Source organism: Candidatus Clostridium stratigraminis (genome assembly GCF_045310675.1).
Taxonomy (GTDB): domain Bacteria; phylum Bacillota; class Clostridia; order Clostridiales; family Clostridiaceae; genus Clostridium_AT; species Clostridium_AT stratigraminis.
In genome coordinates this window covers 215362-241012 of the sequence record NZ_JBJHZZ010000002.1, presented here as the reverse complement: position 1 = coordinate 241012, position 25651 = coordinate 215362, and the positions used below count along the sequence as shown (strand labels likewise).

The 25651-nt window shown below is 34.7% G+C and carries 15 protein-coding genes; 4 read left to right on the top strand and 11 right to left on the bottom strand.

The features are described 5' to 3' along the window. Positions 1 to 84: 84 nt before the first annotated feature. From ACJDUG_RS05415 to ACJDUG_RS05405, 3 genes are all read right to left on the bottom strand, one after another. Positions 85 to 1257 carry a SpoIIE family protein phosphatase gene (locus ACJDUG_RS05415; protein ID WP_406768884.1) on the bottom strand — a complete coding sequence of 391 codons (1173 nt, stop codon included), beginning with the start codon at positions 1255 to 1257 and terminating at the stop codon, positions 85 to 87. Beyond that, the gene (locus ACJDUG_RS05410) at positions 1254 to 2978 is read right to left on the bottom strand and encodes a [Fe-Fe] hydrogenase large subunit C-terminal domain-containing protein (protein ID WP_406768883.1); all 1725 of its coding nucleotides are present in this window, start codon (positions 2976 to 2978) and stop codon (positions 1254 to 1256) included. The genes ACJDUG_RS05415 and ACJDUG_RS05410 overlap by 4 nt, the downstream gene beginning before the upstream one ends. 103 nt (positions 2979 to 3081) lie before the next feature. Then, a complete protein-coding gene (locus ACJDUG_RS05405) occupies positions 3082 to 3279 on the bottom strand; it encodes a hypothetical protein (RefSeq protein ID WP_406768882.1) in 198 nt (65 codons plus the stop codon). A gap of 305 nt (positions 3280 to 3584) precedes the next feature. On the opposite strand from ACJDUG_RS05405, the gene ACJDUG_RS05400 reads away from it, so the two are divergent. From ACJDUG_RS05400 to ACJDUG_RS05390, 3 genes are all read left to right on the top strand, one after another. Continuing rightward, on the top strand, positions 3585 to 3827 hold the full coding sequence (locus ACJDUG_RS05400) for a (2Fe-2S) ferredoxin domain-containing protein (protein WP_406768881.1): 243 nt from the start codon (positions 3585 to 3587) through the stop codon (positions 3825 to 3827). Positions 3828 to 3925: 98 nt separating this feature from the next. Next, on the top strand, positions 3926 to 5389 hold the full coding sequence (locus ACJDUG_RS05395; protein WP_406768880.1) for a 4Fe-4S dicluster domain-containing protein: 1464 nt from the start codon (positions 3926 to 3928) through the stop codon (positions 5387 to 5389). A gap of 218 nt (positions 5390 to 5607) precedes the next feature. Beyond that, the gene (locus ACJDUG_RS05390; RefSeq protein WP_406768879.1) at positions 5608 to 6660 is read left to right on the top strand and encodes a PLL family lectin; all 1053 of its coding nucleotides are present in this window, start codon (positions 5608 to 5610) and stop codon (positions 6658 to 6660) included. Positions 6661 to 6782: 122 nt separating this feature from the next. Here the strand turns inward: ACJDUG_RS05390 and ACJDUG_RS05385 are convergent, their stop codons facing one another. After that, the gene (locus tag ACJDUG_RS05385) at positions 6783 to 7541 is read right to left on the bottom strand and encodes a SagB/ThcOx family dehydrogenase (protein WP_406768878.1); all 759 of its coding nucleotides are present in this window, start codon (positions 7539 to 7541) and stop codon (positions 6783 to 6785) included. 337 nt (positions 7542 to 7878) lie between these two features. On the opposite strand from ACJDUG_RS05385, the gene ACJDUG_RS05380 reads away from it, so the two are divergent. Then, on the top strand, positions 7879 to 8982 hold the full coding sequence (locus ACJDUG_RS05380) for a PRK06851 family protein (RefSeq protein ID WP_406768877.1): 1104 nt from the start codon (positions 7879 to 7881) through the stop codon (positions 8980 to 8982). A gap of 154 nt (positions 8983 to 9136) precedes the next feature. Here the strand turns inward: ACJDUG_RS05380 and ACJDUG_RS05375 are convergent, their stop codons facing one another. The 7 genes from ACJDUG_RS05375 to ACJDUG_RS05345 form a co-directional block, all read right to left on the bottom strand. Then, a complete protein-coding gene (locus ACJDUG_RS05375; RefSeq protein ID WP_406768876.1) occupies positions 9137 to 13837 on the bottom strand; it encodes a glycoside hydrolase family 38 N-terminal domain-containing protein in 4701 nt (1566 codons plus the stop codon). 230 nt (positions 13838 to 14067) lie between these two features. Then, complete coding sequence (locus ACJDUG_RS05370) at positions 14068 to 19623, bottom strand: glycoside hydrolase family 38 N-terminal domain-containing protein (RefSeq protein ID WP_406768875.1); 5556 nt, start codon at positions 19621 to 19623, stop codon at positions 14068 to 14070. Between the two features lie 148 nt (positions 19624 to 19771). Next, entirely contained in the window at positions 19772 to 21565 is a 1794-nt protein-coding gene (locus tag ACJDUG_RS05365; RefSeq protein ID WP_406768874.1) for a hypothetical protein, read from the bottom strand. Positions 21566 to 21677: 112 nt separating this feature from the next. Beyond that, a complete protein-coding gene (locus ACJDUG_RS05360) occupies positions 21678 to 21989 on the bottom strand; it encodes a PTS fructose transporter subunit IIB (RefSeq protein WP_406768873.1) in 312 nt (103 codons plus the stop codon). A gap of 25 nt (positions 21990 to 22014) precedes the next feature. Then, a complete protein-coding gene (locus tag ACJDUG_RS05355; protein ID WP_406768872.1) occupies positions 22015 to 23061 on the bottom strand; it encodes a PTS fructose transporter subunit IIC in 1047 nt (348 codons plus the stop codon). Between the two features lie 72 nt (positions 23062 to 23133). After that, entirely contained in the window at positions 23134 to 23583 is a 450-nt protein-coding gene (locus ACJDUG_RS05350) for a PTS sugar transporter subunit IIA (protein ID WP_406768871.1), read from the bottom strand. Continuing rightward, a complete protein-coding gene (locus tag ACJDUG_RS05345; RefSeq protein WP_406768870.1) occupies positions 23570 to 25552 on the bottom strand; it encodes a BglG family transcription antiterminator in 1983 nt (660 codons plus the stop codon). The genes ACJDUG_RS05350 and ACJDUG_RS05345 overlap by 14 nt, the downstream gene beginning before the upstream one ends. Positions 25553 to 25651: the final 99 nt, after the last annotated feature.

Genomic DNA, 25651 nt, shown 5'->3' with positions numbered 1-25651 from the left:
ATGATTCTATGCAAATCTTAAATCTTAAGGTGTGATCACCTGTGAAATCATAAGAATCAAATCATAAGGAACCGTCCCTTGTGATTAAAAGTATTCTACGATTACACTTTTCCCTAAACTTTTTAGGCAGTTTTCCATATCATTAACAAGTTTAAGCTTCATCCCTAAATTTAAAGGAAATTCAGGATTTTGATGTGCCGGATTAATTGCTCTTCCCACAAAAAAATGTATGGATGTACTTTCCTCTAATAAAAGCTTGGCAAGTTTAGAAGCTCCGTCTTCCTTATTAATATTAACTAGATCTTCCATTATATTATCAGAGGAAATATATTTTTCAGCATATTCAAGTGCCTTATATAAGGTAAGTACACCTTCAGTAGTTAACTCCACCCCTTCTATTTTTGCAGTTGGTGGTATAGAGGGATCTATATAATTAAAACTTGTAATAATTTCTTTTTCAATTACTCTGCTGACAATTTGTGCAGTGGTTCCTCCGCAGATTACCTTTTTTCCCTCCTCCTTCATAAATTTTCTTACAACATACTCATCAAGACTTCTATCTAAAGGAGGGCCGACTAAAATATTTACCGGGGAAGCGCTACGAGCTTTAACAGCTACAACAGTGGTATCATCTCCTGGCTTTCCGGAATACAGGCTGTCGCAGGCAGATAAAATAATATTAGAAATATTTTTCACTGAAATATCCTTCTTATAAATTTGCTGTGTATATTCTTTAAGGTTATCCCACTGCCAGCCTAAATTAAGGCACTCTCCTATACCAGCATGAATTGCACCATCAGTTACTAAAACAAGGATATCTTCAGGTGAAACTATAAATCTGCTTTCTTTAATTAACTTTCCATTTACATCTCTATTAATCTTTTCTATAGCCTCAAACTTTCCACTTTTGAGTCTTATAATGGAGGGGTTATCAAACTCCACTAAATAGGCTTCTCCATTTTCATATATTTGAAGTATTGAGAAGGTTGAATAAGCTAAATCCCTTACTTTGCAAACAGGTAGTGTAAAAGCAATAGTTTCAACTGCTTCCTCAAGGCTTGACCCCATTGAAAGCATTGTTCCGATTATTTTACTAGTTAAGGTTGCAAGTATATTAGCTTTAACTCCGCTGCCAAGTCCATCAGCCAGTACAATTATTACAGAATCTTCATTTCTAATTACCTCAACCTTATCTCCGCAAAGTTCTTCTTTATATTTTTTTAAGCTAGCATAATCAACATCAACAAAGATACTCATTTATCTTCACCCATGTCCGTTTGTATTGATTTCTTTAATTTTGTGAGAGCTACCTTAGTTTCTGCAGTAGTTTCACCTAAAAGACTTGCTATTTCTTGTGCTACCCTCATTTGTTTATCTATAACCTTTTGTGCTATATCTACAGTTTCATTTCTGACTTTCTTTATCTTTTCTAGCTGTTTTTCTTCTTTAGTTATGTCCTTCATTATTATAATTATCATATTATTTTCTTTTAAATATAAAATAGACTGTTCCACTACAACATCATATTTTAAATATACATATTTACTATTTAAAATATTAGCTTTAGTGTCATTTACGGTAATAATATCTATACAATCTAAAACCTCAAAAATATTTCTATTTTGAAGTTCCGCATATTCCAATTTAAAAAGCTTTCTTGCAGCCACATTGACTTCCTGAATTGTAAGATCCTCAGACAAAGCAAAAATAGCGTTTGGAGTTGAACCTATTATAACATTTGATATAGATTCTGCTCTTTCCCTCATATATGGAACACACATATGAAGCTCAGCTTTTTTGTTATAAACTGCAATAGCCTTATCTCTGCAGCTGCTATATCCACAGGCGCCGCAATTTAATTCCTGCTCTTTAGTGAATTTGCCTACTTTTCTTAAAATATCTCTAATTATACTTTCATCTGGTATAAGATAAGTTTCTGATCTATCCTTAAAATTTTTTACTAAATCAACCTTTGTTTCATAGGTATTTAATCTGCTAGGCTTAGAACTTGATTTATTAATATATTCAAGCAGCCTTTCTCTAAGTCCTAAAAAACCGGGATTATCTGAATTCATGCAGGCCCCGCCTAAACATGCCCCACTGCAGCTATTCATTTCTATGAAATAGTCCTTAACTTTTCCTTGTTTTATTTGTTCTAAAACATCTATGCAGCGATCTATTCCATCAAATTTTAGCATTTTGTATTTATATTCTCTTGTATTTCCAAGTGACTTAATTATGCCTCCAGGGGCAGGATAGTATCTTGCATTAAAATTAAAATGTACATCTTTAAGCTCTGCTTCTTCTTGAGTATCAAAGCTTAAATTTTCATCCTTTATCCACTGCTCTAATTCCTCAAAGGTTATTACTGCGTCTACCACAGCTTCCTCATGAAGTTCCCTGCCTTCTTCCTTTTTAGAAAGGCATGGACCAACAAACACCACTTTTATCCTTGAGCCATATAGTTCTTTAAGCATTTTTGCATGAGCTATCATCGGAGATATCACAGGTGCCATTTGATCAATTAGTTCTGGATAATGTTTTTCAATTAAATTAACTACAGTAGGACATGCTGTAGTTATAATATTTCTCATATGCTTTTTTTCTAATAGCTTTTTATATTCATTTGATACTACGGCAGCTCCAACAGCTGTTTCTTCAATATATGCAAAGCCAAGCTTCTGAAATACAGAATAAGCCTGCTTTAAATCAGATAAATTAAATGCTGCTGTAAAGGAAGGAGCTATACTCGCATATACTTTCAGCTTCTTATTCACAAAGCTCTTTACCTTGTCCACATCATTTCTAACGCTCTTAGCATTCTGAGGGCATACCTGCAGACACTTTCCACAAAAAATACAACCTTCTTCAATTACTTGTGCATGATCGTTCTTCAAGGAAATTGCTTTAACAGGGCAACTTCTAATACATTTATAACAATTTTTGCAATTAACTTCTTTAAATTGTATTGTATTCATAAATCCTCCATAATGCATGTAGATTTACTTACAAAACAATAATAAATCATTGAAGTTTTTTAGTCAAATTTTTATCAATAAGTAATAACTCATGTGGACTCCATTATATGGCTGCCACTAAATATTCCTTCTCAACTTTTCTTGTTTTGAGTTCATAATAATAGCATGGATACTTTTCTAGATTATACTCTTCAGGCTTTTTATGAAAAACAAAACCTGTAAGTTCACACATGCATTTACTGATATTCTGACTCTTAATACGAGCTGTTTTATAATAATTACATTGATCACAATATAACATAATTATCGCTCCTTATTTTAATTTTCTTTATTAAGTGAATTTGTATTTACCCTAATTGGATAATAACAATTGTTAAAATTTCTTTCAAACAACTCTATAATTTTTCCTTTTTTTAATTTTTAATAATATATTATTAGATACGGTTTTTTTAGAATATTTTTCTATTATTCCTTATAGCAAGTGGATTTATAACTATAATACAGTAAAACAAACTTACTAGGTTTTTACTATAAAATTTTAATTTGATAAATAAATAACAAGGTGTTATACTTTTTGTATATTAATTACTGTTAGAGGTGAGATATATGACCATAACTGTATGTATAGGCAGCAGCTGTCATTTAAAGGGCTCTTATGACATAGTTCATATGCTGCAAAAGCTTATTAGTGAACATAATTTAGAAGACAAGGTTGAAATTAAAGCTTCCTTTTGTCTTGGAGACTGTAAAAATGGTGTTTGCGTAAAAGTCGACGAAGGCCCTATAATATCTGTAAAAAAAGAAAATGTTAATGATTTCTTTAATGATTACATTGTTAAAAGCATTTAGCAGCCTTTGTTTTAAGTTTGACTTCTTTAAAAGCCTTAAAGCTAATTAATGAGATTTTGTATTTACCCTATAAAATCAATTTAGAGAGAAGTGAAACCATGCGAAATTTTGAAAGTGACGTCCAACTTATAAAGCATGAAGTTTTAAAGGAAGTTATTAAGCATACCTTACAAGGTGATATTAAAAAGAAATATAGAGCAGTTGCTAAAACTATCATACCTGGCCCAAAGCCTCGAACCCGCTGCTGCATTTATAAAGAAAGAGAAATTATTGTTGAAAGAGTTAAGCTTGCAATGGGTGGCAATAAGAAAAACAAAAATATTATTGAAGTAATAAATATAGCCTGCGATGAATGTCCCATTAACCGTTTTACAATAACTGAAGCCTGCAGGGGCTGTCTAGCTCACAAATGTTCTGAAGCTTGCCCAGTAGGTGCAATTTATAATGTAAATCAAAGATCCTATATTAATACTGATAAATGTATAGAATGCGGCAGATGTAAAAGTGTATGCCCGTATAATGCAATTTCTGATGTAATGAGACCTTGCAGGCGAGCTTGCAATGCAAAAGCCTTAAGCTTTGATGAAAACAAAAAGGCTATTATTGATAATGAGAAATGTATACAATGCGGATCTTGTGTTTATCAATGCCCTTTTGGAGCTATAATGGATAAGTCTTTCGTATATCCCGTGGTAAATCTATTAGAAAAAGCTAAGAGTGAGGAGGACCTCCTTGTATATGCTGTTATTGCACCGGCAATTTCAAGTCAGTTTACTTATGCAAGTATAGGACAAGTAGTTACTGGCATTAAAAAGCTGGGCTTTCATGATGTTGTAGAAGTAGCATTAGGCGCAGATATAGTTGCACTTCAGGAAACTGAAGAATTTGCTCATAAAGCTGAGAATAAAAAAACTATGACAAGCTCCTGTTGTCCTGCTTTTGTAAGTTTTATTAATAAGAATTATCCCGAGCTTATGCCAATGGTTTCTACCACTGTTTCACCTATGATAGCTATATCAAAACTCATAAAAAATATTGATAGTAAAGCAAAAGTAGTTTTTATAGGTCCCTGTACTGCAAAGAAAGCTGAAATTAATGAGAAAGACATTAAGGGCATAACAGATTATGTAATTACCTTTGAAGAGCTGGATGCAATGCTGGATGCCTACAATATTAATATTAAAGAATGTGAAGATACCCCATTAAACAATGCTTCCTTCTTTGGAAGAATATTCGCCCGCTCCGGTGGACTAACTGAAGCAGTTAAAAATATTATTGAAACAAAAAACTTAGCTGTAGAATTTAAGCCAATAAGCTGCGATGGATTACAAGAATGTGATAAAGCGCTTAAACTCTTGAAATTTAACAAGTTAGCCGCAAATTTCGTGGAAGGAATGGCCTGCACTGGCGGCTGCATTGGAGGTGCTGCTTCACTGTGTCATGGCATAAAGGATAAAAACGAAGTTGATAAATATGGTAAACTTGCACTTGAAAAACAAAGTGAAGATTCTTTAATAGTCTTTAAACTAGATAAAATAAATTTAAAAAGAAATTATAAATAAAATTAATTTATAAAATCATAATTTCTCCTTAATTAAATTGTATCAATTTACGAAATTATCATCAATACATTTTATAGAATTTTTAAAATATTTTGAATTATCACTCACTTGGTAATAAAGAATGAATGTTACAGGTTTCAATATCTGTAACATTTTTTCATACTAATCATAAAATGAATTGATAAGCAATATAGAGTACAATATGTAAGGAGGTTTAAATGAATAATAATACACCATTCTTTTGTCCTTTCTCTCTTCCCCAAAGCCCTTATACTTTTCCCAATGAATATGAAAATCTGAGAAGTATTAACGATTTTAATGAAACTTATGAGAATGAAACCTTTGAAAACAACGAAATGCAAGCTACTCCCGCAGTTAACGATGCAGATGCCCCTATAGATGAGATGAATAATGTGCAAATTGGCTATAGTATTGGAAACATAATAGTTGCACCTTCCCGTGATAGATGGAGCAGATGGCAAAACCTTGGTGGAGCTTTAGCCTCGGCTCCTGCAGCTGCCTCCTGGGCTCCTAATAGACTTGATGCATTTGCCGCTGGAACTAATCATGCTTTATATCATAGGTGGTGGAATGGCTCTCGTTGGAGCAACTGGGTAAGCCTTGGTGGAAGAATAACTTCAGCACCTGCTGCAATTTCTACAAGAAACAATAGAATAAATGTATTTGCAAGAGGCACTGATAATGCTATGTGGCATATATTCTGGAACGGTTCTAGATGGAGTAACTGGGAAAGCTTAGGGGGCTCCTTAACCTCAGCTCCTGCTGCTGCCTCTTTTTCATCCGATAGAATAGATACCTTTGTTCGAGGTACAGACAATGCCCTCTGGCATAAATGGTGGAATGGCTCTCGTTGGAGCAATTGGGTAAGCCTAGGCGGAAGATTATTTTCTTCACCTGCTGCTGTTTCCTGGGGAAGAAATAGAATTGATGTATTTGCACTTGGCCAAAATAACAGATTAATTCATATTTGGTGGAATGGTTCTAGGTGGAGCAGATGGGAGAACCTTGGCGGTAGATTATTCTCAGCTCCTGCAGTTTCTTCTAGAGCTAGCAATAGGCTTGAAGTATTTGCAAGAGGCCTTAACAATCAAGTAATTACCATGTCTTGGAACGGTTCTCGTTGGAGCAATTGGAGTAGTATTGGGGGAAATATAACCTTAAGTCCAGCTGCTGTTTCCTGGGGACCAAACAGAACCGACGTCTTTGCTAGGGGACGGAATAATTCCTTGTGGCATATTTGGAGAACCTAGATTAAAGAATAAACCCAAAGCTGAAGCGTTGTTAGTCTGAAATAAGGTCAACACTTGGCTTTGGGTCTATTTAAACCTCTTTTGCAGCCATTAACTTATGAAGCATATTTGATATATTGCAGCTATTTTTCAGCTACTTTCCCTACCGGAGCAATATAAATTACAAACTCATCCTCGCCGTCAAGTTTTAATAATTCATTTGCCTTTTCCTGATTATAGTCTCCAACAGCAACAGTCCCACAGCCTATTGCTTCACTAGCTAAATAAAGATTTTGACATATATGCCCGGAATCTTGAAGGATTGTTTTATGGGCAGCAATGTCATATTTCCACTCAGTTCTATAAGGAATACAGCTCCACATAAAGATAACAGGAGCCGTACTTACATAGCTTTGCCCTGAAACAGCTTCAGTGACCTTTGTATCAATATTTTCTTCATCAAATAAATAAACAAGCTTATGTTCTATTGGTATGTATCTATATATTCCCTCTCTTAACCCCTCAACCTTATTAATTATTAAGTAAGTTTCAAAGGGATGACATGCTCCACCGGATGGAACAGGCCTAAAACTAGCAAAATTCACCTTTCCAACTACCTTTTTAATTCCTTGAGTAACCCATAGTAGGAATGAGAGTTCTTTAACTGTAAGACCTTCTTTTTCATAAACTCTGCTGCTTTTTCTATTCATTAAGCAGTCAAATATATTACTCTTTGTTATTACACTGTTATTTACCTTTGGAAGAGTAATCATTTCATGTCCTTCTGGAACCTCCTTTTGAATTAGAGGCTGCTTAATCCCCTTATGTTTATCTGTTTCTATATCCTTTAAGGAATTAAAATTAGCCTTAAGCCATTGTCTTTGTATTTTATTTCTATCCATAATAGCCTCACTCCCATATTCCTCTATAATACTTACGATTATTAATTGTTATGCATCTTTCTTTTTATTAACAATGAAGCTAAAAAAGATGTATGAACAATTAATTTTTAGAAATCTAACTCTTCTTTTTCAATATATTCTAAATTAATAATTTAAACTTGTCAATTTTATTGTTCCTACCATGAAAATCATTACTTCTATTAAATTCTTATTATTACATTTAAAATATTATTTTCTTTTAATCTCCAATTTCGGATTTTAATTAAAAATTATCCTTGCACCTTTTTAACTGTTTCTGCATAAAATATATTGATTTGATTTTATAGGAGTGTGAATTATGAAAGGAAAAGCAACTGACTTATTTCCAGGCGGCAATACCTCCAAGGGATTCTATTCCTTCTATAGGTATATATTAGGTCAAGACGAGGCAAGAAGAATTATTTGTATAAAAGGCGGTCCTGGAACAGGAAAATCCTCACTTATGAAAAAAATAGCAGCTCACTTTAATGAGAAAGGCTATGACATAGAATATCATCATTGCTCCTCTGATAATAATTCCCTAGATGGGGTTGTAATTAAAGGGCTTAATGTTGCAATACTTGATGGTACAGCACCACATGTAGTTGACCCTGTAAATCCTGGTGCAGTAGATGAAATACTAAATATGGGGGAATGCTGGAATGAGGTGGGCTTTACTCAATATAGAAAAAATATAATTGACATTAATAAAGAGGTAGGAAAGACCTTTAGAAGGGCTTATAGATTTATAGGTGCTGCCAAAGCTGTACATGACGATTTAAGCAATTATAATAATGAAGCCTTAAATAACGGTAAATTAAATAAGCTAATGGAAGAATTAAAAGATAAAATATTTAAAACCCCTGTAACAGGAAATGCTTATGAAAGGCACTTATTTGCAACAGCCTTCACTCCAAATGGAATAATAACCTATGTGGATTCTATTCTTGATGGCTATAAAGAGGTTTATGTTCTAAATGGCGGACCAGGTACTGGCAAAACTGATGTATTAGATTATTTATCAAGGGAAGCTTTAAAAAGAGGGCTTTCAGTACAAATATTCCATGATCCTTTAATTCCAGAGAGACTTGAGCATATTCTTATTCCTGAGCTAAGCACAGCAATAGTCACCTCCAATGAAATAAATCAAAAAAAACTAATAGGAAAGCAAATTTATATGGATAACCTATTGAATTCTTATATAATCAATAAAAACAGAGAAGAAATAAACTATGATACAGAACTCTTCTATGAGCTTTTAAATAAAGGGCTTAAGCTTATAGCTTCTGCAAAGGTTCTCCATGATCAAATGGAAACCTATTATATTCCAAATATGAATTTTGATAAAATAGATGATGTAACTAGAAAACTTATTGAAAAGCTAGAGGGTTATGAAAAAGAGTTCAAAGTAAGTGAGCAATAATTTAATCCTTAAGTACATGGCTATGTTACAATTAATTTAATGGTATATAAAAAATAGCTTCAAGAGCAAGGAATTTATTCTTTGCTCTTGAAGCTTATAATGTGAAAAATTTTACGGCTTCAAAACCAATATTAAATTAATAGGAATTTAATATCTATTTTGACCACTTATTTATAAGGGCCTGTGCATCAAGGTTTAAAGCTTCCTTAGCTGAATCTGATATACGGCTGTCCATTGGAGTATTATTAAGGTGCTTTATAAAGTCCCCCATATGAATCACAGCCTGATCAGCTTTTTGTTCATCAATAAACTTTTTAGCCTGTGTAAGGTTATTAGTTAACTGTGGTACCAATGGTCCTACTAATTCTTTTGAATTAGTATAATTATTTATTAGTCTTGCAATGGATTCAGCACTTGTATCTACAGTAACAGCAATTTTGTTAGATTCTACCTTTATACCATCAAGGGTAACTACAGCATATACATCTGCAGTGCCTACATTATGGGCAGTTATCAAGCCATTTTCAGTAGATACTACTGCTGGATTTGTGCTTAAATATTCTATCTTAGCATTAGAACCGGTTAAATCTGCAGCCTTTCCGTTGGAAAGTAATGCCTCAGTAATGTTTAATTTAGAGGTATCATTTCTTTCAAAGCTAGTTTTATCAGCTGAAATTTTAACGCTGGATAGTTCCACTACGTTAAATTTAATGGAATTGGTATTCATTATCACACCATTTGAAGTTACCTTTGCAGTTATGTTGGCAATTCCTGCATCTACTGGTGTAACTGTTCCGCTGCTGTCTACCTTTGCAACACTCTCATTATCACTTGTGAACTGTACCTGCGTTCCATCCTGCTTCAAAAGATCAATTGTAGTGCCATCCTCAGTAACTGTATTTACTGAAAGCTTTGCAGTATCCCTGCCATTATTCAATTCTGTCTTATCAGAGCTTAGAAAAGCAGCCGAGTATAGCTCAAATTCGTAAATTCTTGTAGCCTTATCAGTGTTATTTGTAGGCTTAGTTACATAAAGTCTTGCATATCTAGCAGTTACAGGAGTATTCAGCATTCTGTTAGTTATATTAGCTCTATTCCCTGTTACAGTATCTGCATCAGTCCATGTATTTCCATCATAACTTACCTGAAGTTTAAAGTCTTTTGTATTCCAATCTGTACTTTCTCCACCGAAACCTGCATGCTTAACTACCCATCTATTTATTGTATACTCTTTACCTAAGTCTATCGTTAACCACTTATCATCGGTCTTGGTTCCATCAGGAAGAGTAGTTTGTGCTGCCTGACACCACTTTGTTTTTCCATTTCCATCTACGCCAAACTTAGGAAGCTCATTATTGTTCGTAGCTCCTGTTGCAGTTGCAGCTGCATTTAATGCCAGGTCTGGTCCTAGATAGGTTAATAGCGCTTTAACAGTTATAGGATCTGTTCCCATAGTAACTGTAGTATCACTTGACTTCTTATCTGCTACAGGTCCTTCCCACTCTTTAAACATATAGCCTGCAGGAACAACTGCAGAAATGGATACCTGTGTTCCTTCAGGATAGCTTCCTGCTCCTGATCCGTTTTCTACTGACAGTGGGTAGGTCTTTGCAGCTTCTTTTACATCGTAAAGCGGAGCAGCTGACTTTGTATTTTCATTTTTGTTGTTTGCTGCAGTCATAGCAAATATTAAAATATTACTGTTGTTTGGAAGAGTTATGGTGTTAGCGCCTTCTGGCAAATCAATCTTATACTTAAACATGTAATCAAAATCATAGGCGCTGTTTCCGGGTGCAGAAATAGGTGATGAAGGTGTTTTAACATTTGGATTATGAGTATGAGTAGCTACCCAAGCCACATCGTCACGCTTAATACCCATATAAGTTCCTGCAGCTAAGTTATCCCATCCGCCTACATTCTGTTTATAATCTTCTATCTTTACATTTACTGGATTACCGTTAACTTTGAAGCTGTCTGTTAAATCTCCTGCAGTGGAGGCAGCAAGCACATATAACTGCTTATAACCGGTTGGTATTTTTATTTCCTGACCGCTGCTTACTACCGCATTATTTTGTCCATCTGCAGTAGGCCCTGTCTTAAAGCTTATTCCGCCGCTTTTTATTTCAGCTGGTATAAGTTCTGCAGGAATTGAATTCCCCAGTGTGTCTAGCGTTCCATCTGCCTTATTTCCATCAAAGCTTACAACGTCTTTATTATAAGGCAATGCCACGGAAGTTGAGGTTGGCGCATTTTCCTTAACTGACGGTGCAGCTAAAGTTATTGCAAAGGATTTAGGTTCATATTTTGTCATGTTAAATTTCAATTTGCCATTTTCTACTACAGCAGGTCCTATATTATCTTCATTCCCATTTACTTCTCTTGCGCTAGCTATACCGCTGCCCATAGATAAGGTAATATCTGAAATCGGGCTTCCGCTGGTTTCCTGAACTCTAACTATATACTCATTGCTGTTTTCAGCTTTTTTAATAGCCTTAACAGTTACATTAGGATTGCTTATAGTTAAGAAGGATGTTTCTTTACCTAAGTTTCCGCCATGATTTACAGTTTGGAAGGCCTTTAATTGCTGATTAAGTCTTTCACCCTGAGTTACAGTATTTCCATTTACATAATTTCCGCTGTGTCCATAAATAGAATACATAAATCTATTTTCGCCAAAGTCCTGCACATCCTGCTTGTTAGCACCATAGGAACCTTGAGGGGTGTGTATTAAAGTAAGCCTAAGCAAATTATCTGCTGGCTTATCCCAGCCATATTTGCTGTCATTTAATATACTTACTCCATAGTCTCCTGAATTATCAGTAATATCTGCCCACTCCTGTGCTGGAACTTCATATTCGTTTGCAGTGTTATTCCCTCTTTGAATTGTTCCAAGTCCAAGGTCATAAGTAGCCTTAGGGTTAGAAGCAGTAAGTGGGAAGGATACCTTTAAATTTGCAGCCTTGGTATTCCAATTTACATTATTATCTACATCTACTCGCTGTGCATCATCACCAGCACTCAATCTTATAGTCTGAGTAAATACAGAACCTAAAGTATTACGTGTAACCTTAAGAGCTACTCTTGCAGGTCCGTTCTCAACTACTTGAATGTCAGCAGGACCGCTTACATACGCCTTTGGAGCAGCACTTAAATCACTAAGTTTTACTTCCCAAGAAGGCCATGTAGTAGATGTGTCATTAAGTAGCTCAAGTCTTGATGGAGCAGAAAGAAGTTCTTTATTGTTTACTTTATCATAAACACTTGCTATATCTCCATCAGTATTAATAGTAACTCTATAGGAATTGTTCTCCAATGTAGAATTGCTAACACTTAAACCTGTTGACATATTGCTTGCTGTAGAAGAAGGCTTTACATCATAAGTCTTGTAGCCTACAGAAGGCATGTCTGCAAGAAATAATACAGTGGCAGTATTTCCCTCTGTTGCTTCAATTTGTGAAGGTACTTCCTTTCCCTCTGGGTCAAATACTCTTACTGCTTTTGGGGCTGCTTCTGGGAAGCTTACCTTTGCCTCAACTACATCCTTACGTGCTTTTGAAACTGGGTTATACACTACTACAGGAATTCCAGATACTTGAGTATCCATTGCATTGGCAACTGCTCCCACACCATTTGTAAGTTCCTGAGCAAACTGATTCAAAGATAATACATAATCGTTCCATGAAAAGTTGTATGCTGAAGGTATACTTGTACCAGTTAAATCATCATGGAATTGATGCCATAAAAAACGCTGCCAAGCAGTGTTAAGCTGTTCCTGAGGGTAAGGTGCTCCTCCCAGCCAATCTGCCATAACACTTGTTCTTTCTGTAGCATCTGCAAGAAGTTCATCTTCTCTGTTGAATCTTTTAGACACTGCTTTTGAGGTATAGGAGCCTGTACCGTGCTGTATAGCAACAAGCTCACCATCAAAGGAAGGAAGCTTGTCTGCCAGTCCCTGCTCAGCTATGTCTCTATACATCTGATCTGCTGGTGCACTAACAACATTAACACCTGTTGTTGGATTTGTACCATTTTTAATATCTTGTTCTACATAATTTACTGAACCATCTGTTGGAGATCCGCCGGTATCACCTGTTCCATAATATTTATAGGCAGCATATACTCCAAAGTTAGTACCATTAGCATTAACTCTATTAACCCAGGTAGTATCATTGCTTACAGGCGTAGTAATGGAGGAGGAGTAACTTCCTGGATTTAATGCGGATATTAAGTATTTTCCATCTGGTCCATACCATTTTCCTATATCAAAGGGAATACCATTTGCAGAGCCCCAGGTTAGTTTCTGGGTTGAGAAGCCTGTTAATCCCATATGAGATGCAATAGATGGAAGGGCATACCCAAATCCAAAGCAGTCAGGTAGGAATATATCAGTACTTGTTTTCCCAAATTCTTTTTTGAAATACTGATTCCCATATAAAATATTACGCATTACAGCCTCTGGAGACGGAACATTAACATCCCCTGCATCCCAGGAACTTCCTGTAACATACCACCTGTTGTTTGCAATATAGTTTTTCAGTTGTTCATATTGAGCAGGAAAGTATTCTTTTGCAAGGGCATACCTGAAGGCTCCCTCAAAACTGAACTTATAGTCAGGATACTTTTCAAATAAATTGAAATTATTTACCAGTGTCTTTGGAATATAACTGTTAATGGTTGTCCTTATATCCCAGTTCCATTGGGTATCAAGATGTGCTGTAGCTACTGTATATACAGTTTTGTCTTTAGTTAGGTCATAAGCGTACAAATTTGTAGTAATCATTGAAGTTGTTAAGCAGGTTGATAAGACAGTTGCTAAAGCAGCTTTTTTCTTTAGCTTTTTTTTAGCTTTTCCCATTTTTATTCCTCCTTTTAGTCGGAAGCACTGAGCAATTAAGATTACTCGCTTCCGCTCGCTAATTGCTCGTTAAAGTCCATTTAGGACTTTAACCTCCTTTTAGTCGGAAGCACTGAGCAATTAAGATTACTCGCTTCCGCTCATATTTAGATAATTAAAAAGCCGCTCTTTATGGAAATTATGACAGTCCTTTAGAGCGGCAATAATACAGTATTTATTCTTAATTTTAGCTACTTAGACCACTTGTTTATAAGGGCCTGAGCATCAAGGTTTAAGATTCCCTTGGCGGAATCTGATATGCGGCTGTCCATTGGAGGATTATTAAGGTGCTTTATAAAGTCTCCAATATGATAAATAGCTTGATCCATTTTACTATCATTACTGAAAAACTTTGCTTGGCCTAAACTGTTTGTTAATTGCGGTACTAATGGGCCAACTATATCCTTTCTCTGTGAATAACCGGATAACAGTCTTTCTATGGAAGCAATACTTGTATCTACGGTAATAGTTACTTTATTACTTTCTACAGTTACACCATCTAGGGTTACCTTAGTATAGATTTTTGCTGTACCTACATTACCTGCTGTAATAACACCTTTATTCTTGTCAATAGCTGCAACTGTTGAATCACTTGTGAAATACTCTACCTTTACCTTAGTTATATCAATATCGGTTCCATCATCTAATTTTGCTGTAACAGCTACGTTTGCAGTGTTATTTCTTTCAAGAGCTGTTGGATTAACCTTTATTTCTGCACTGCCTATCTTTACAACAAAGTTTATTTTGTAGGTTGCTGTAGTTAGACCATCCTCAGCAGTAACTCCAATTGATGCAGTTCCAGGGAACTTGCTAGCCTGAGTTACAACTGCATATGCATTTGGGTCATCAGTTGTTACTGTTACCTTAGGTGCAGCTGTGGTTGAAGCTGGAAGCGGTACATTATACTCTAACGTTCCCTTATCAAAACTTGCTAAAGGAGTATCTCCTATCTTTATAGTGCTTAAGCTAGTATTATGAGATAAGGTATCAGGATCCACTAGATTTACTAGGGACATAGCAAATATCTTAGCTCCACTCTTATTTGGCAACGTTATACTTGTAATTTGTTTTGAGCTGTCTACAACAATTGGTTGAATAAACAAATTTGTAGCCGGCCCGGTTATACCGGATTTAGTGTATATTCTATGATCCATAGAATATGCTACCTTTTCGCTTGAGCTTGGGCTTTGGCACCAGTCAGTAAAGTTCAATGATTTAGTTGTATTTGTTCCATCAGAATAATTCACTTTTATACTAACACCAGATTGCGTTCCCGCACCGGATTCAATTAGGTATATTCTATTAGCAGCCGTTGCAGTAGGCAAGGTTATAGTTTGACCTACACAGGAAACTATATTCTTATCAGTGCCTGCCATAGATCCAAGCATAAATTTAATATTAGCATAATTAATAACTGATGGCATTACAGCAGCGTCATAAGCCCATCCAACTGTATCAAACATACCTTCTGCTGGTTTATCAGGTGTACTTGCACCATCAAGATTGAAATAGCTAGATAAATCTACAGAGGTAGATTTATTTTGGAATACCTTAAAGCTTGTTTCTTGTGAAGCTTTACCTTCTCCTAAGATGTTATAAGGAATAACTGTAAAGTAATAAGTCTTTCCTATAGATAGATTATTAACAGTTACGGTATTTCCCATTACTCCTGTGATTACATTGTCATATACCCCTGGTTTTGTACCATATTTTACAGTAATGCTGTCTGTATCTTTAGCAAAATTAAGATTCAATACAGCAGAAGTGTCATTTTGCACTATACTTGTAATTTGTGGTGCTTCAGGCACAGCTTGTGGGAAATCTTTATCATCGCCATACACTTGAAGTTCATAGATTCTCGCTGCTACATCTGATGTATTTGTAGGCTTTGTAGCTTCAAATCTTACATATCTTCCGGTTACTGGTGTAGATAATAAATCTTCTGTAATATTATCCTTGTTTCCAGTTCGTGTAACAGCTGTAGTCCAATTTGTATTGTCGCTGCTTACTAAAATTTTGTATGCACTAGTATTCCAGTCAGTAGTTTCTCCACCAGCTGCTGCATGATAAATCTTGAAACCATCGATTGTCTTATCAGTGCCTAAATCGATAGTGTTCCAGTGTACTTTAGTTGTCCCATCGTTGTAGCACCATTTTGTTGATATATTACCATCGTTGATAAGTGAAGCTGCCTCACTTGCATTCATTTCACCATCAGCTGTTGTAGGTCTAAATAAAGCAATATTGGCTCCGGCATATACTGAGTTTATATTAGATAGAGGACCGATATTACCTGCTTCATCCTGAGCACATACAGCATAATAGTACTTATTTACACTTGCAAAATCTGAATCAGTATACTTAGTATCAGCTGTATTTGCAAGTAACTTAGCATCTGAAAGATCTTCTTTAGTTGCCCTGTAAATGAAATAATTAACAACACCTACATTATCGCTAGCTGCATCCCAGGTTAAATTTATTGAAGGATTATAATACTTTTTAGTTCCTGTAGTCTTAAGATTATTTACTTGGGATGGAGCTTGTTGGTCTGAGGAGATTAGAACATTTCCATCAACAAAAGTCATAGCAGCAAGTTTTATAGCTTTTGCATCAGGTAATGTTATGCTCTTGATTGTTTTTGACGGATCAAGAACCATTTTATAAACATACAGGTTATTATCTATGTCAAAGGTATTTCCAGTTGGTGTGTGTGTATGTGATAGGTTAATTCCTATAGTATCCTTAATATAAGTCTTTTGAGCATAACCTACTGTGTCCTGCCAGCCCGCAAAACTAAAGGTTCTTGTTGAAGAAGTTCCATCTGTATAGTTGACTTTAAATTCTCCAATACCAACTCCTGCTGTAGAATTTCCAAGCATGAATAAGTATTGGTGTTTTCCGGCATTAGCAGTTTCAATTGTCTGGCCTGTTGCCTGAACAATATTTTTATTCCCATCTGCCTTTGGTCCAACATTAAATGTTACATCCTCACTGGTAACCTTATCAGGCATTAAATCTGCAGAAAAGGTTTCACCATTTCCATTTAGATTTCCGTCTTTTCTATTTGAATCAAAAGACATACCGTCTAAATTGTAGTAAGTTGCAAGGTCTACAGGTTGAGTTTGAGGTTTTTGATTTTTAAACATTTCAACAGCATTAAACTTAACCAGAAATGTTTTTATTTCATACTTATTTAGTGTAGTTGAGAAACTCTTTCCGCTAACCTCAGGAGCAGCTGCACCTGAAATTGTATCTTCGATCAGGTTAACTTCCTTGGCGCTTGTAATATTAGCTGGAAGAGTAACATTAACCTTTGTATTATCCTTTCCCTCTGTCTCAACAAGTCTTACTATATAACTGTTAGATCTATCTTCATTATTCTTTTGGTCTATTTGCCTTGTTTCCGCCTTCTTAAATACTGATAATATAGCATTATTATCAGCAGAAGTTGCTTTAGCAAAGGAAGCTGATGCTGCTAAATCTCCTGAGTGATTTATTGCTGCTAAACTCGAAATAGGATAATTGTACTCATAGGATTTTGCTTCAACATCTGCAGTTTTCCAATCTCCGCTGTGTGGATAGAAGGAATATTTTATTTCTCTATTTCCTATATCAGTTGCTCCGCCTCTATTGTCTATTGGAGACCTTAAGAGAGAAAGACGCAGCACACCATTTGGGCAATCCCATCCTTCTTTGCTATCACTTAAAACAGCCACACCATAACCATCCTTAGACATATCAGCAAATTTATAACCTTCTACTTCAAACATGCCTTTTGTATTGGTCGCAGGTCTGCTTATTGTAGAATAAGCTATATCATAGGTAACATTTTGCGGGTGTACGCTCATTGGGAAAGCAACCTTAAGCATTTTCTGCTTTTCATTCCAGTTAACCTTAAGATCTAAATCTATTCTATTAATGTTATTGTATAGAGTTATATACTCATCAATAGTAGATAATCCTGTTGGAGAAGCCTTTGAAACCTTAAAGGTAGCCTTTGTAGGGCCATTTTCAACTAAGGTTACAGGTGCGGTTACAGAATTAACTTCTGTTGGAGCAGCAGACATATCGTCATAGTCAATGTTCCAGGACTCATATTCATTAGGAGTATCAGCCAAGAATTGAAGTCTGTTAAATTGCTGACCAGCATCTACCACTTCTTTATTGTTCTGTTTATCAAATATGCTTGCAATATTCCCAGTAACAGGATCTATGCTTACCTTAAAAAATTGATTTTCAAAGCTCTTATTTGCATTATCAACCTTAATAGTTGTTGAGAAATCAGCGCTCTTTTTTTCTACAGCTCTGTAAATGGAATAACCTAAAGCCGGAATAGCTGCCTCAAATGCCACAACTGCTTTATTTCCGCTCTTGCTTATTACCTGATTTGGTACTTCATTACCATTAACATCCAATATGGTTACGCTGCTGTCTGGAGATGATAAATTTATATCTGTTTGAACTGCATCTGTCCTATCCCAAGATAATGCATTATATAACAATATTGGCTGACCATCACCTTGAGTATTAATTCTATTTGCAATGCCATTTAATGCAGTATTTTTTGCACTGTTTAATTCATTTAAGGCAATTTCTGCATCATTAAAGGCATCAGCATATACTGGTGCTATTGCTGATCCAGGTAGTACGTCATGGAATTGATTAAGTAAGGTCTTTTGCCAAGCGGCATTGATCTTTTGCTGGGGATATGCTGCTGAACCTAAAATTGAAGCAACAGAGCTAAATTTTTCTGCTTGTTCAGCAGTTTCTTCTGAATAGCGATTATATTTCTTCATTGGATCTGCTGTTGTCATTACACCTCTATGATATTGAAAATACAGCTCATTATCTACGTTAGGAAGAACTGCATTTTTATCTTTCACCTGCTGATCAAGGCTTTTTAGAGTTTCGGCTGTAGTTGACATTTTAATTGTTGGATTAGTCGAATTGTTATTGATATTTTTAATATTATTAATATCATTTTGAGTTGGTCCTCCACCGTGGTCACCAGAACCATAAAGTACAAGACTTGAATTAAGGCCTAAACTTGAAGTATAGTTTAAGGTATTTGATAAATTTGAAGCAGTAATAGAACCTCCGCTTAAGGAATAATCATTGGTTGGTTTATAACTAGTGACAGCGCTTCCATCTGGTGCTGTCCAGTTAAAATACTCATAGGGCCATTTATTTGTATCCTGCCAATTAAGCTTTGTGGTAACAAAATAATCCATACCGCTTTTTTTAAGTATCTGAGGCATATTGTAATTAAAGCCGAAAACATCAGGGACCCAACCAATATTAGGCAAAATCCCATAATTGTCTCTAAAGAAATTTTGTGCTAGTAAGGACTGTCTTACTAAAGATTCACCATTTGTATTATTTAAATCTGGTTCAATAACCTGTCCTCCTACAATTTCCCACTGACCATTTTTTATCTTATCATCAATTCTTGCTGCTAAGTCAGGGTAATATTCCTTTGCCCATTGATAAAGCTGAGAAGAAGATTGGCTGAAACGATAATCAGGGTTGGCATCCATTAAATCCAAGGCCCTTTTAAAGGTATCAGGGATTACTGTGCTGATTGTTTCAGCGTATCTCCAATTCCATGCCGCATCAATATGTGCGTTGCCTATCATATTTACTGTAGAAGTTTTATCATATGCTTGAACAGTACCAGCAGGGAGTGTTGTAAGCAGCATTGATGCTGCCATCCCTGCACCCATAAGCTTTTTTATTCCTTTTTTCATACTATCCTCCCATTTTTAATTTACATATGCAGCTTTACTGCATATATACTGAAACAAGCAATTTATAGGGGTAAAATACATTGGATAACTTTTAGTCACCTCCCTCAATTTTAATAAAACACTTTGCTGAAGCTTCTCGTTAGTAAATTTATTTTAAGTTTTTCTTAAAAGTATCCCATTTGTCTAAGTTGCTCTTGCTTGCTGTAAGTTTCTCTCTTAAAGCTGTATCACTATATGCTACAGAACATACCTTAGCTCTAAGAGCATATTCCTTTAATAAATTGTAAATAGTTGGGGAAGTATTTTTTATAGTCTCCTCTGTAGCCTTGTCTGCAAATACGGCCCCTTCTTTTTCTGCTTCCTTAGAAAGTTTCACTAAGTCAGTATCCTCGGTTATATCAAATTGATACAACTGGTTTTCCAATGAAAACCAAGTATATAATTCAAGCTCATAATCATTTAATCTTTTTACTGTCTCTTTATCATCTTTATTTTTATTAGCCATTGTACTCCAAAGTGGTAAAATTTCACTTCCTGTTAAATATTTATTTTCAAAGCTATCAGCATCCTTTCCTAAAAGCTTGCTGACGATTTTTTCAACTGTTACAGTAGTATCTCTGCTATTATCCATTATGTAACTAATAATATTATTCTTCTTACCAGTTTTTTTCCCCACTAAATCCTCCATATAACTTACAGTTAATGGCATCTGCGTATAATGAAGAAATTCTATCCTTGCAGGTGAACTCTGAAGCTGTACTTCCTCAAGAGGAATAAGAGATAGATTTTGTGGATCCTTTAATTTCATATAGGTATAGCGTTCAAATAGATAGCCTAACTCCTTTTCGGGAGATATTTTTAAACTGGTTTTTATATTATCAGGAAGACTTTCTAATGCCATATTTTCATAATAGGTTGCAAGACCTTCATAGAACTCTAATAGAGGAGCTTTAAGATATCTATCAGAAGGAATTTTAGATTCAAAAAATGAATGAAAAACTCTATGAGACAGTAACTGCCAATCTCTCTTATTTGAAGGATCGAAGGTGCTGGCTACGTTTTGTGTACATAAGCCGCCAATAATATAGTTTTTATTTTCCTCACTTTTTCTAAGCAATACAATTGAGTAATTATCCATATCATAATTAAATAGTTCAGTGTAATAATTATATAAATTTTCTATTCCCTTTTTTGCATTTTCATCGTAGTACTGTTCAGCATTATTATCTATATAAACGGTGTAGCCTTTTCCCTTGGAATCTATATGCACATCCTTTTTAAAATTTCCAAAAGTAAAAGTTCCCTGTCTAATTTCATACAAATTATTCCAAGAAGGTTTATCTATTTCAGTTAGGGCATTATCACCTTCTTTTGCAAAAGGTATAATAGCTTCCCAAGTATTTGGTGTTAGGCACTTTACTGAAATTTTATTAATTATATCCTCCTTGACACTGTCATAATTAAGAGCTCTTAGAGGTAAAGCCAATACCGATTCACCAGCAAAAGTTAGCATATCTTGATATGCTTGTCCATTGTCTCCATGCTTACCTGCTCCACCTATAGTTACCTTATAGGAATAATTTAGATATTTAGCGTCATCGCTTAATTTATCCATAACAACAATGCCATTTTCACTTTTAAAATTTACATTTCTATTTAAATCATCTGTACATTTCTCATCACTTGTAAGCATACTTCCTTTGACTAATACAAAGGTTTTGTCATTACCTTTATTTAATGGCTTAATTTTTACATTAACATTCATTATTTTTTCTTCTACAGAATATGGACTCACAGTATATTCTAATTCTATTTTTCTAGGATAGCTGTATATTGCGTATATGACTATACAAACTATTAAACACAGCAAAAACGCAATTAACTTAAACATATAGTTTTTTTTCAACTTCATTTCTTTTTGCTTTTTTTTAGTTTTTTCCATGTTTTCCCCCATACTATTTAGAATTTATTTTTAAAGGTTTTAAAAAATACAGGGCAGGAATAAGCCTGCAGCTTTACTTCCCGCCCAAAATTTTAAAGACATATTTAATTAATTATTGATTTAATATTTTAACTGCATCCTCCACAATGGCCTTAGGATTTTTTATAGCTTTTTGAGCCTCGGCTCTAAAAATTGGCTTATTTTTAAATCGTTTTTCTTCTTTTACTGCAACGTCTGCTGCAAAAATAACTAGATCAGCATTATCCACTTCCTTTTGTGTTATTTTATTTTCTATTCCTATAGAGCCTTGGGTTTCTACTTTTATTTGATGTCCCATACTTTTAGCGGCCTTTTCTAAGGCTTCTGCAGCCATATAGGTATGTGCTATTCCTGTGGGGCATGCTGTAACTGCAACTATTTTCATCTTAATCCTCCAAAATAATTAAATATTACATTCCTAAGCCTTCGTTTTCTTCAACTTCCTGTGAAACTGGTTTCTTTAATGCATTAACCATTAATGAAGTTACTGTAATGCCTACTAAAACAGCTATAATAAACATAACCTTATTATCAACAACTGGTAATACAATTGGCCCTCCATGTGGTGCATGGTCAGCTACCTTACCTAATGCAGCCACTGCTGCACCTACAGATGAACCTATCATTATTGATGGAATAACTCTTAATGGATCGGCTGCTGCAAAAGGTATAGCTCCTTCTGTTATACCTATAAGTCCCATAGCAAGAGCACCCTTACCAGCTTCTTTTTCAGTCTCTGAATATTTCTTAGGTGCTAATAGTGTTGCTACTCCCATTCCAAGTGGTGGAATACATATTGCGGCTGCAACAGGTCCCATAACCGTAGATATACCTTCCGTAATCATTGCAGCTCCAAACATAAAGGCAACCTTATTTACTGGACCACCCATATCAAAGGCAATCATTGCTCCCATAATTAATGCTAAAAATACTGAGCTTCCTTGACTCATGCTCTTTAATCCATTTGTCATGCTTGCCATTAAAGAACTTATTGGACCACCTAAAACATATATCATAAGTCCGCCAACTATTAATGAAGTTAATAGTGGAATAACGAATATTGGCATTATTGGTCTTAGATTTTTATTAACTTTCCATCCTTTTATCCATCTAGCAATATAACCAGCTAATAAACCTGCAATTATACCACCCAAGAATCCAGCCTTTATGTTATTAGCTAAAACACCGCAAACCATACCAGGTGCAATACCAGGTCTATCTGCTATACCATAAGCTATGAAGCCAGCTAAAATAGGTACCATTAGCGAAAATGCAGCAGAACCGATATCCATCATATTTTTTAATACTGGAGCGGTAACAACGGCGCCTTTTCCTGGTTGTACTCCGCTTAGAGCTATAGAGAAAGCAATAAGCACACCACCTATAACCACTATAGGTATCATGTAAGAAACTCCTGTCATTAAATACTCACGAAGTCTTTTAAGCTCGTCATTCATTTAAAATTACCCCCTGTTTAAATTTTTATTGCAAACCCTTTAAAAATTACTAAGGGTTTTCAATCCTTTTAATTAACCTACTTCAATTTCTGATAAGGCATTATAAATTTCCTGCTTGTTATGAGACCCCCTTAATTTTTTTACAAAGTCTTCATCCATTAGTTTTCTAGATAACTGAGCTAGTATCTTAAGATGCAAATTTTCTGTATTTTTTTCCGGCACTCCAAGTAAAAAGATTAAATCCACCAGCTCATTATCTATAGAACTCCAATCTATTTTTTTATTTAGCTTTGCAAAGGCAACAATTGCTTCCTTAACTGTATCAGATTTACCATGAGGTATAGCTATTCCATTTCCAACTCCTGTACTAAATTCGCCTTCTCTATCTAAAACGCATTTATAAAATTCCTCTTCTGAATTAATTTTATTTTCTGCTTTAATTAAAGTAATAAGTCTTTCTATTGCTTCTCTTTTATCCTCTACTTCCATATCTGTTACAATAAGATTTTTATTTATCAACATATAAAAACTCCTCCATTATGCTATAGATCTCTTCACTTTTTTTTGCCTTCTTTAAAATCTCTCTGTTTTTATCATTTTCTATAAAGTTATATAAGCTTCTTACCCACTTTTTTGCTCTTTCTCCATCCTCTGTTCTTATACAAAGAAGAAATATGGTATCAACTTTCTCACTTCCCCAGGTAATAGGTTCCATTAGCCTATTTACAGCTAGGCATGATTGCTTAACAAATTTTGTATCTCCATGAGGAATTGCTATTCCCCAGCCAATTTCCGTTGGCGAAAGCACTTCCCTTTCAAGGACACTGTTCACAAATTCTTCCTGAATATAATTGAAATGTATTAAATCGGTACACATCTCTCTAATTAATGCTTCCATATCCTTAAGGGCGCTGCTTAGCTTAATTAAACTTTTATCAATAATTTTAGGTGATGGTTGATATTCAAAATCTTCTTTAGAGAAGTCTTCTATAAATAATTCAATCCTTCTTATATCATTTTGCTTAAGCAGAGGGCTTATCATTAAAACAGGCTTATTACATTCCACTGGAACTGTTGATATCACTAAATCAATATCCTCTGTTTTTCTACGCTTTAGTTCAATTATAGATATAACATCCACAATATCTATTTGCCTGAAGCTCCTTTCCAGTCTAGCGGAAAGAAACTGTGATGTCCCAATCCCACTAGCGCAAACCACTAATACTTTAATAGGATTCTTATTGCGCTCAACTGCAGCCGCCAAATGTAGACATATATAACCTATTTCTTCTTCAGGCATTGTAATGCCTAAATACCTTTCAAAGATTGTATTTGTCATCCAAGCTGCTCCAAATATTTCAATGTAGTTTTCCTTAATCTCCTTAAGTATTGTATTATGCAAGGTTAGTCCATATTTTAATCGATTTATAGTTGGCCTAAGATGAAGTATTAATCCATTTAATAATTGCTTATCACTGCTTAAATTAATATGTAAAGCTCTTTGAGATACATTTATTATCTCTTTGGCCATAATAACTGCTAGTTCGCTTTCACTTTCATTCTCAAAACTGAAGCCAAGTTTACTGCTTTTGCCTTCTAAAAGCTTTGTTCCTAGAATATGAAGTAAGATATAGCCAATTTCTGATTCTGGAAGCTTTATATTAAAGGAGTTCTGAATATCAAGTGCAATTTGCATTGCTGTTTCATATTCTTCATTTTCTTTTAGAGCACTTAACATTTCATCAGACAGCTTAACATCCTTTTTTTCATTTAATCTCTTAATTGCAATTGCAATATGTATAATTAAGCTTACAAAGGCCTCATCTGAAAATTTAAAGTTTAATTTCGCCTCTGCATTAGTGACTATCTTTTCCAAAATCCTATAATCAATATCAACCAGCTCCTTCAATTTAGAAATTGAGGTATAATCTATTTTCCCATCATAGTCCTCGTAAATAATTTCCCTTAGAATATTATTATATTCCTTATCGCTATCTAAAAGGCTTGCAATGGCCTTTCTTAGGTCCTCTTCCTTCCCGGTAACTTCTATGCCATAATTGGTTTTTCTAATAAGCTTAATCTTAAAGTTAGAAAGCCATTTATCCACTTTCTCTAAATCTTTTAACAGTGTTGCCCTGCTAATATAGAGGCTATCAGAAAGTTCTTTCATAGTAATTGAGGTTTTACTCATAAATAAAGTCTTTAAAATATAGTTAAGTCTATCCTCAGGTGAGTAGGGCTCTATGTAATTGATACTACTTCTTATATTATTTAAAACTTCTAATTTTTTTTCTTCTAAGCCCTCAATAGCTATACCAACACCAGGTTTCTTATTAAGAGTTAAATTTGACTTCTTAACAATTTCTTCTATTTTAAACAAATCATTTCGTATGGTTTTATTAGAGACCTTCAAATTTTCGGCAATAAAGTCAACGGATATGTAATTTTCACTTTTTAATATAAGTTCTAATATTTTAAATATCCTATCCATCACAATTCACCTTTTACATTTATTTACTATTGTATTTTAATTATATCGTTTTCATTGAATTTTATCAATATTCCCAGGTAACCCATTTGTTTCCACAAC

Bases quoted from the DNA above. Each gene is read 5' to 3' on its own strand.
- ACJDUG_RS05375 (WP_406768876.1), bottom strand. From the start codon at position 13,837: ATGGGAAAAGCTAAAAAAAAGCTAAAGAAAAAAGCTGCTTTAGCAACT.
- ACJDUG_RS05390 (WP_406768879.1), top strand. From the start codon at position 5,608: ATGAATAATAATACACCATTCTTTTGTCCTTTCTCTCTTCCCCAAAGC.
- ACJDUG_RS05345 (WP_406768870.1), bottom strand. From the start codon at position 25,552: ATGGATAGGATATTTAAAATATTAGAACTTATATTAAAAAGTGAAAAT.
- ACJDUG_RS05405 (WP_406768882.1), bottom strand. From the start codon at position 3,279: ATGTTATATTGTGATCAATGTAATTATTATAAAACAGCTCGTATTAAG.
- ACJDUG_RS05395 (WP_406768880.1), top strand. From the start codon at position 3,926: ATGCGAAATTTTGAAAGTGACGTCCAACTTATAAAGCATGAAGTTTTA.
- ACJDUG_RS05380 (WP_406768877.1), top strand. From the start codon at position 7,879: ATGAAAGGAAAAGCAACTGACTTATTTCCAGGCGGCAATACCTCCAAG.
- ACJDUG_RS05410 (WP_406768883.1), bottom strand. From the start codon at position 2,978: ATGAATACAATACAATTTAAAGAAGTTAATTGCAAAAATTGTTATAAA.
- ACJDUG_RS05400 (WP_406768881.1), top strand. From the start codon at position 3,585: ATGACCATAACTGTATGTATAGGCAGCAGCTGTCATTTAAAGGGCTCT.
- ACJDUG_RS05385 (WP_406768878.1), bottom strand. From the start codon at position 7,541: ATGGATAGAAATAAAATACAAAGACAATGGCTTAAGGCTAATTTTAAT.
- ACJDUG_RS05365 (WP_406768874.1), bottom strand. From the start codon at position 21,565: ATGGAAAAAACTAAAAAAAAGCAAAAAGAAATGAAGTTGAAAAAAAAC.
- ACJDUG_RS05370 (WP_406768875.1), bottom strand. From the start codon at position 19,623: ATGAAAAAAGGAATAAAAAAGCTTATGGGTGCAGGGATGGCAGCATCA.
- ACJDUG_RS05355 (WP_406768872.1), bottom strand. From the start codon at position 23,061: ATGAATGACGAGCTTAAAAGACTTCGTGAGTATTTAATGACAGGAGTT.
- ACJDUG_RS05360 (WP_406768873.1), bottom strand. From the start codon at position 21,989: ATGAAAATAGTTGCAGTTACAGCATGCCCCACAGGAATAGCACATACC.
- ACJDUG_RS05415 (WP_406768884.1), bottom strand. From the start codon at position 1,257: ATGAGTATCTTTGTTGATGTTGATTATGCTAGCTTAAAAAAATATAAA.
- ACJDUG_RS05350 (WP_406768871.1), bottom strand. From the start codon at position 23,583: ATGTTGATAAATAAAAATCTTATTGTAACAGATATGGAAGTAGAGGAT.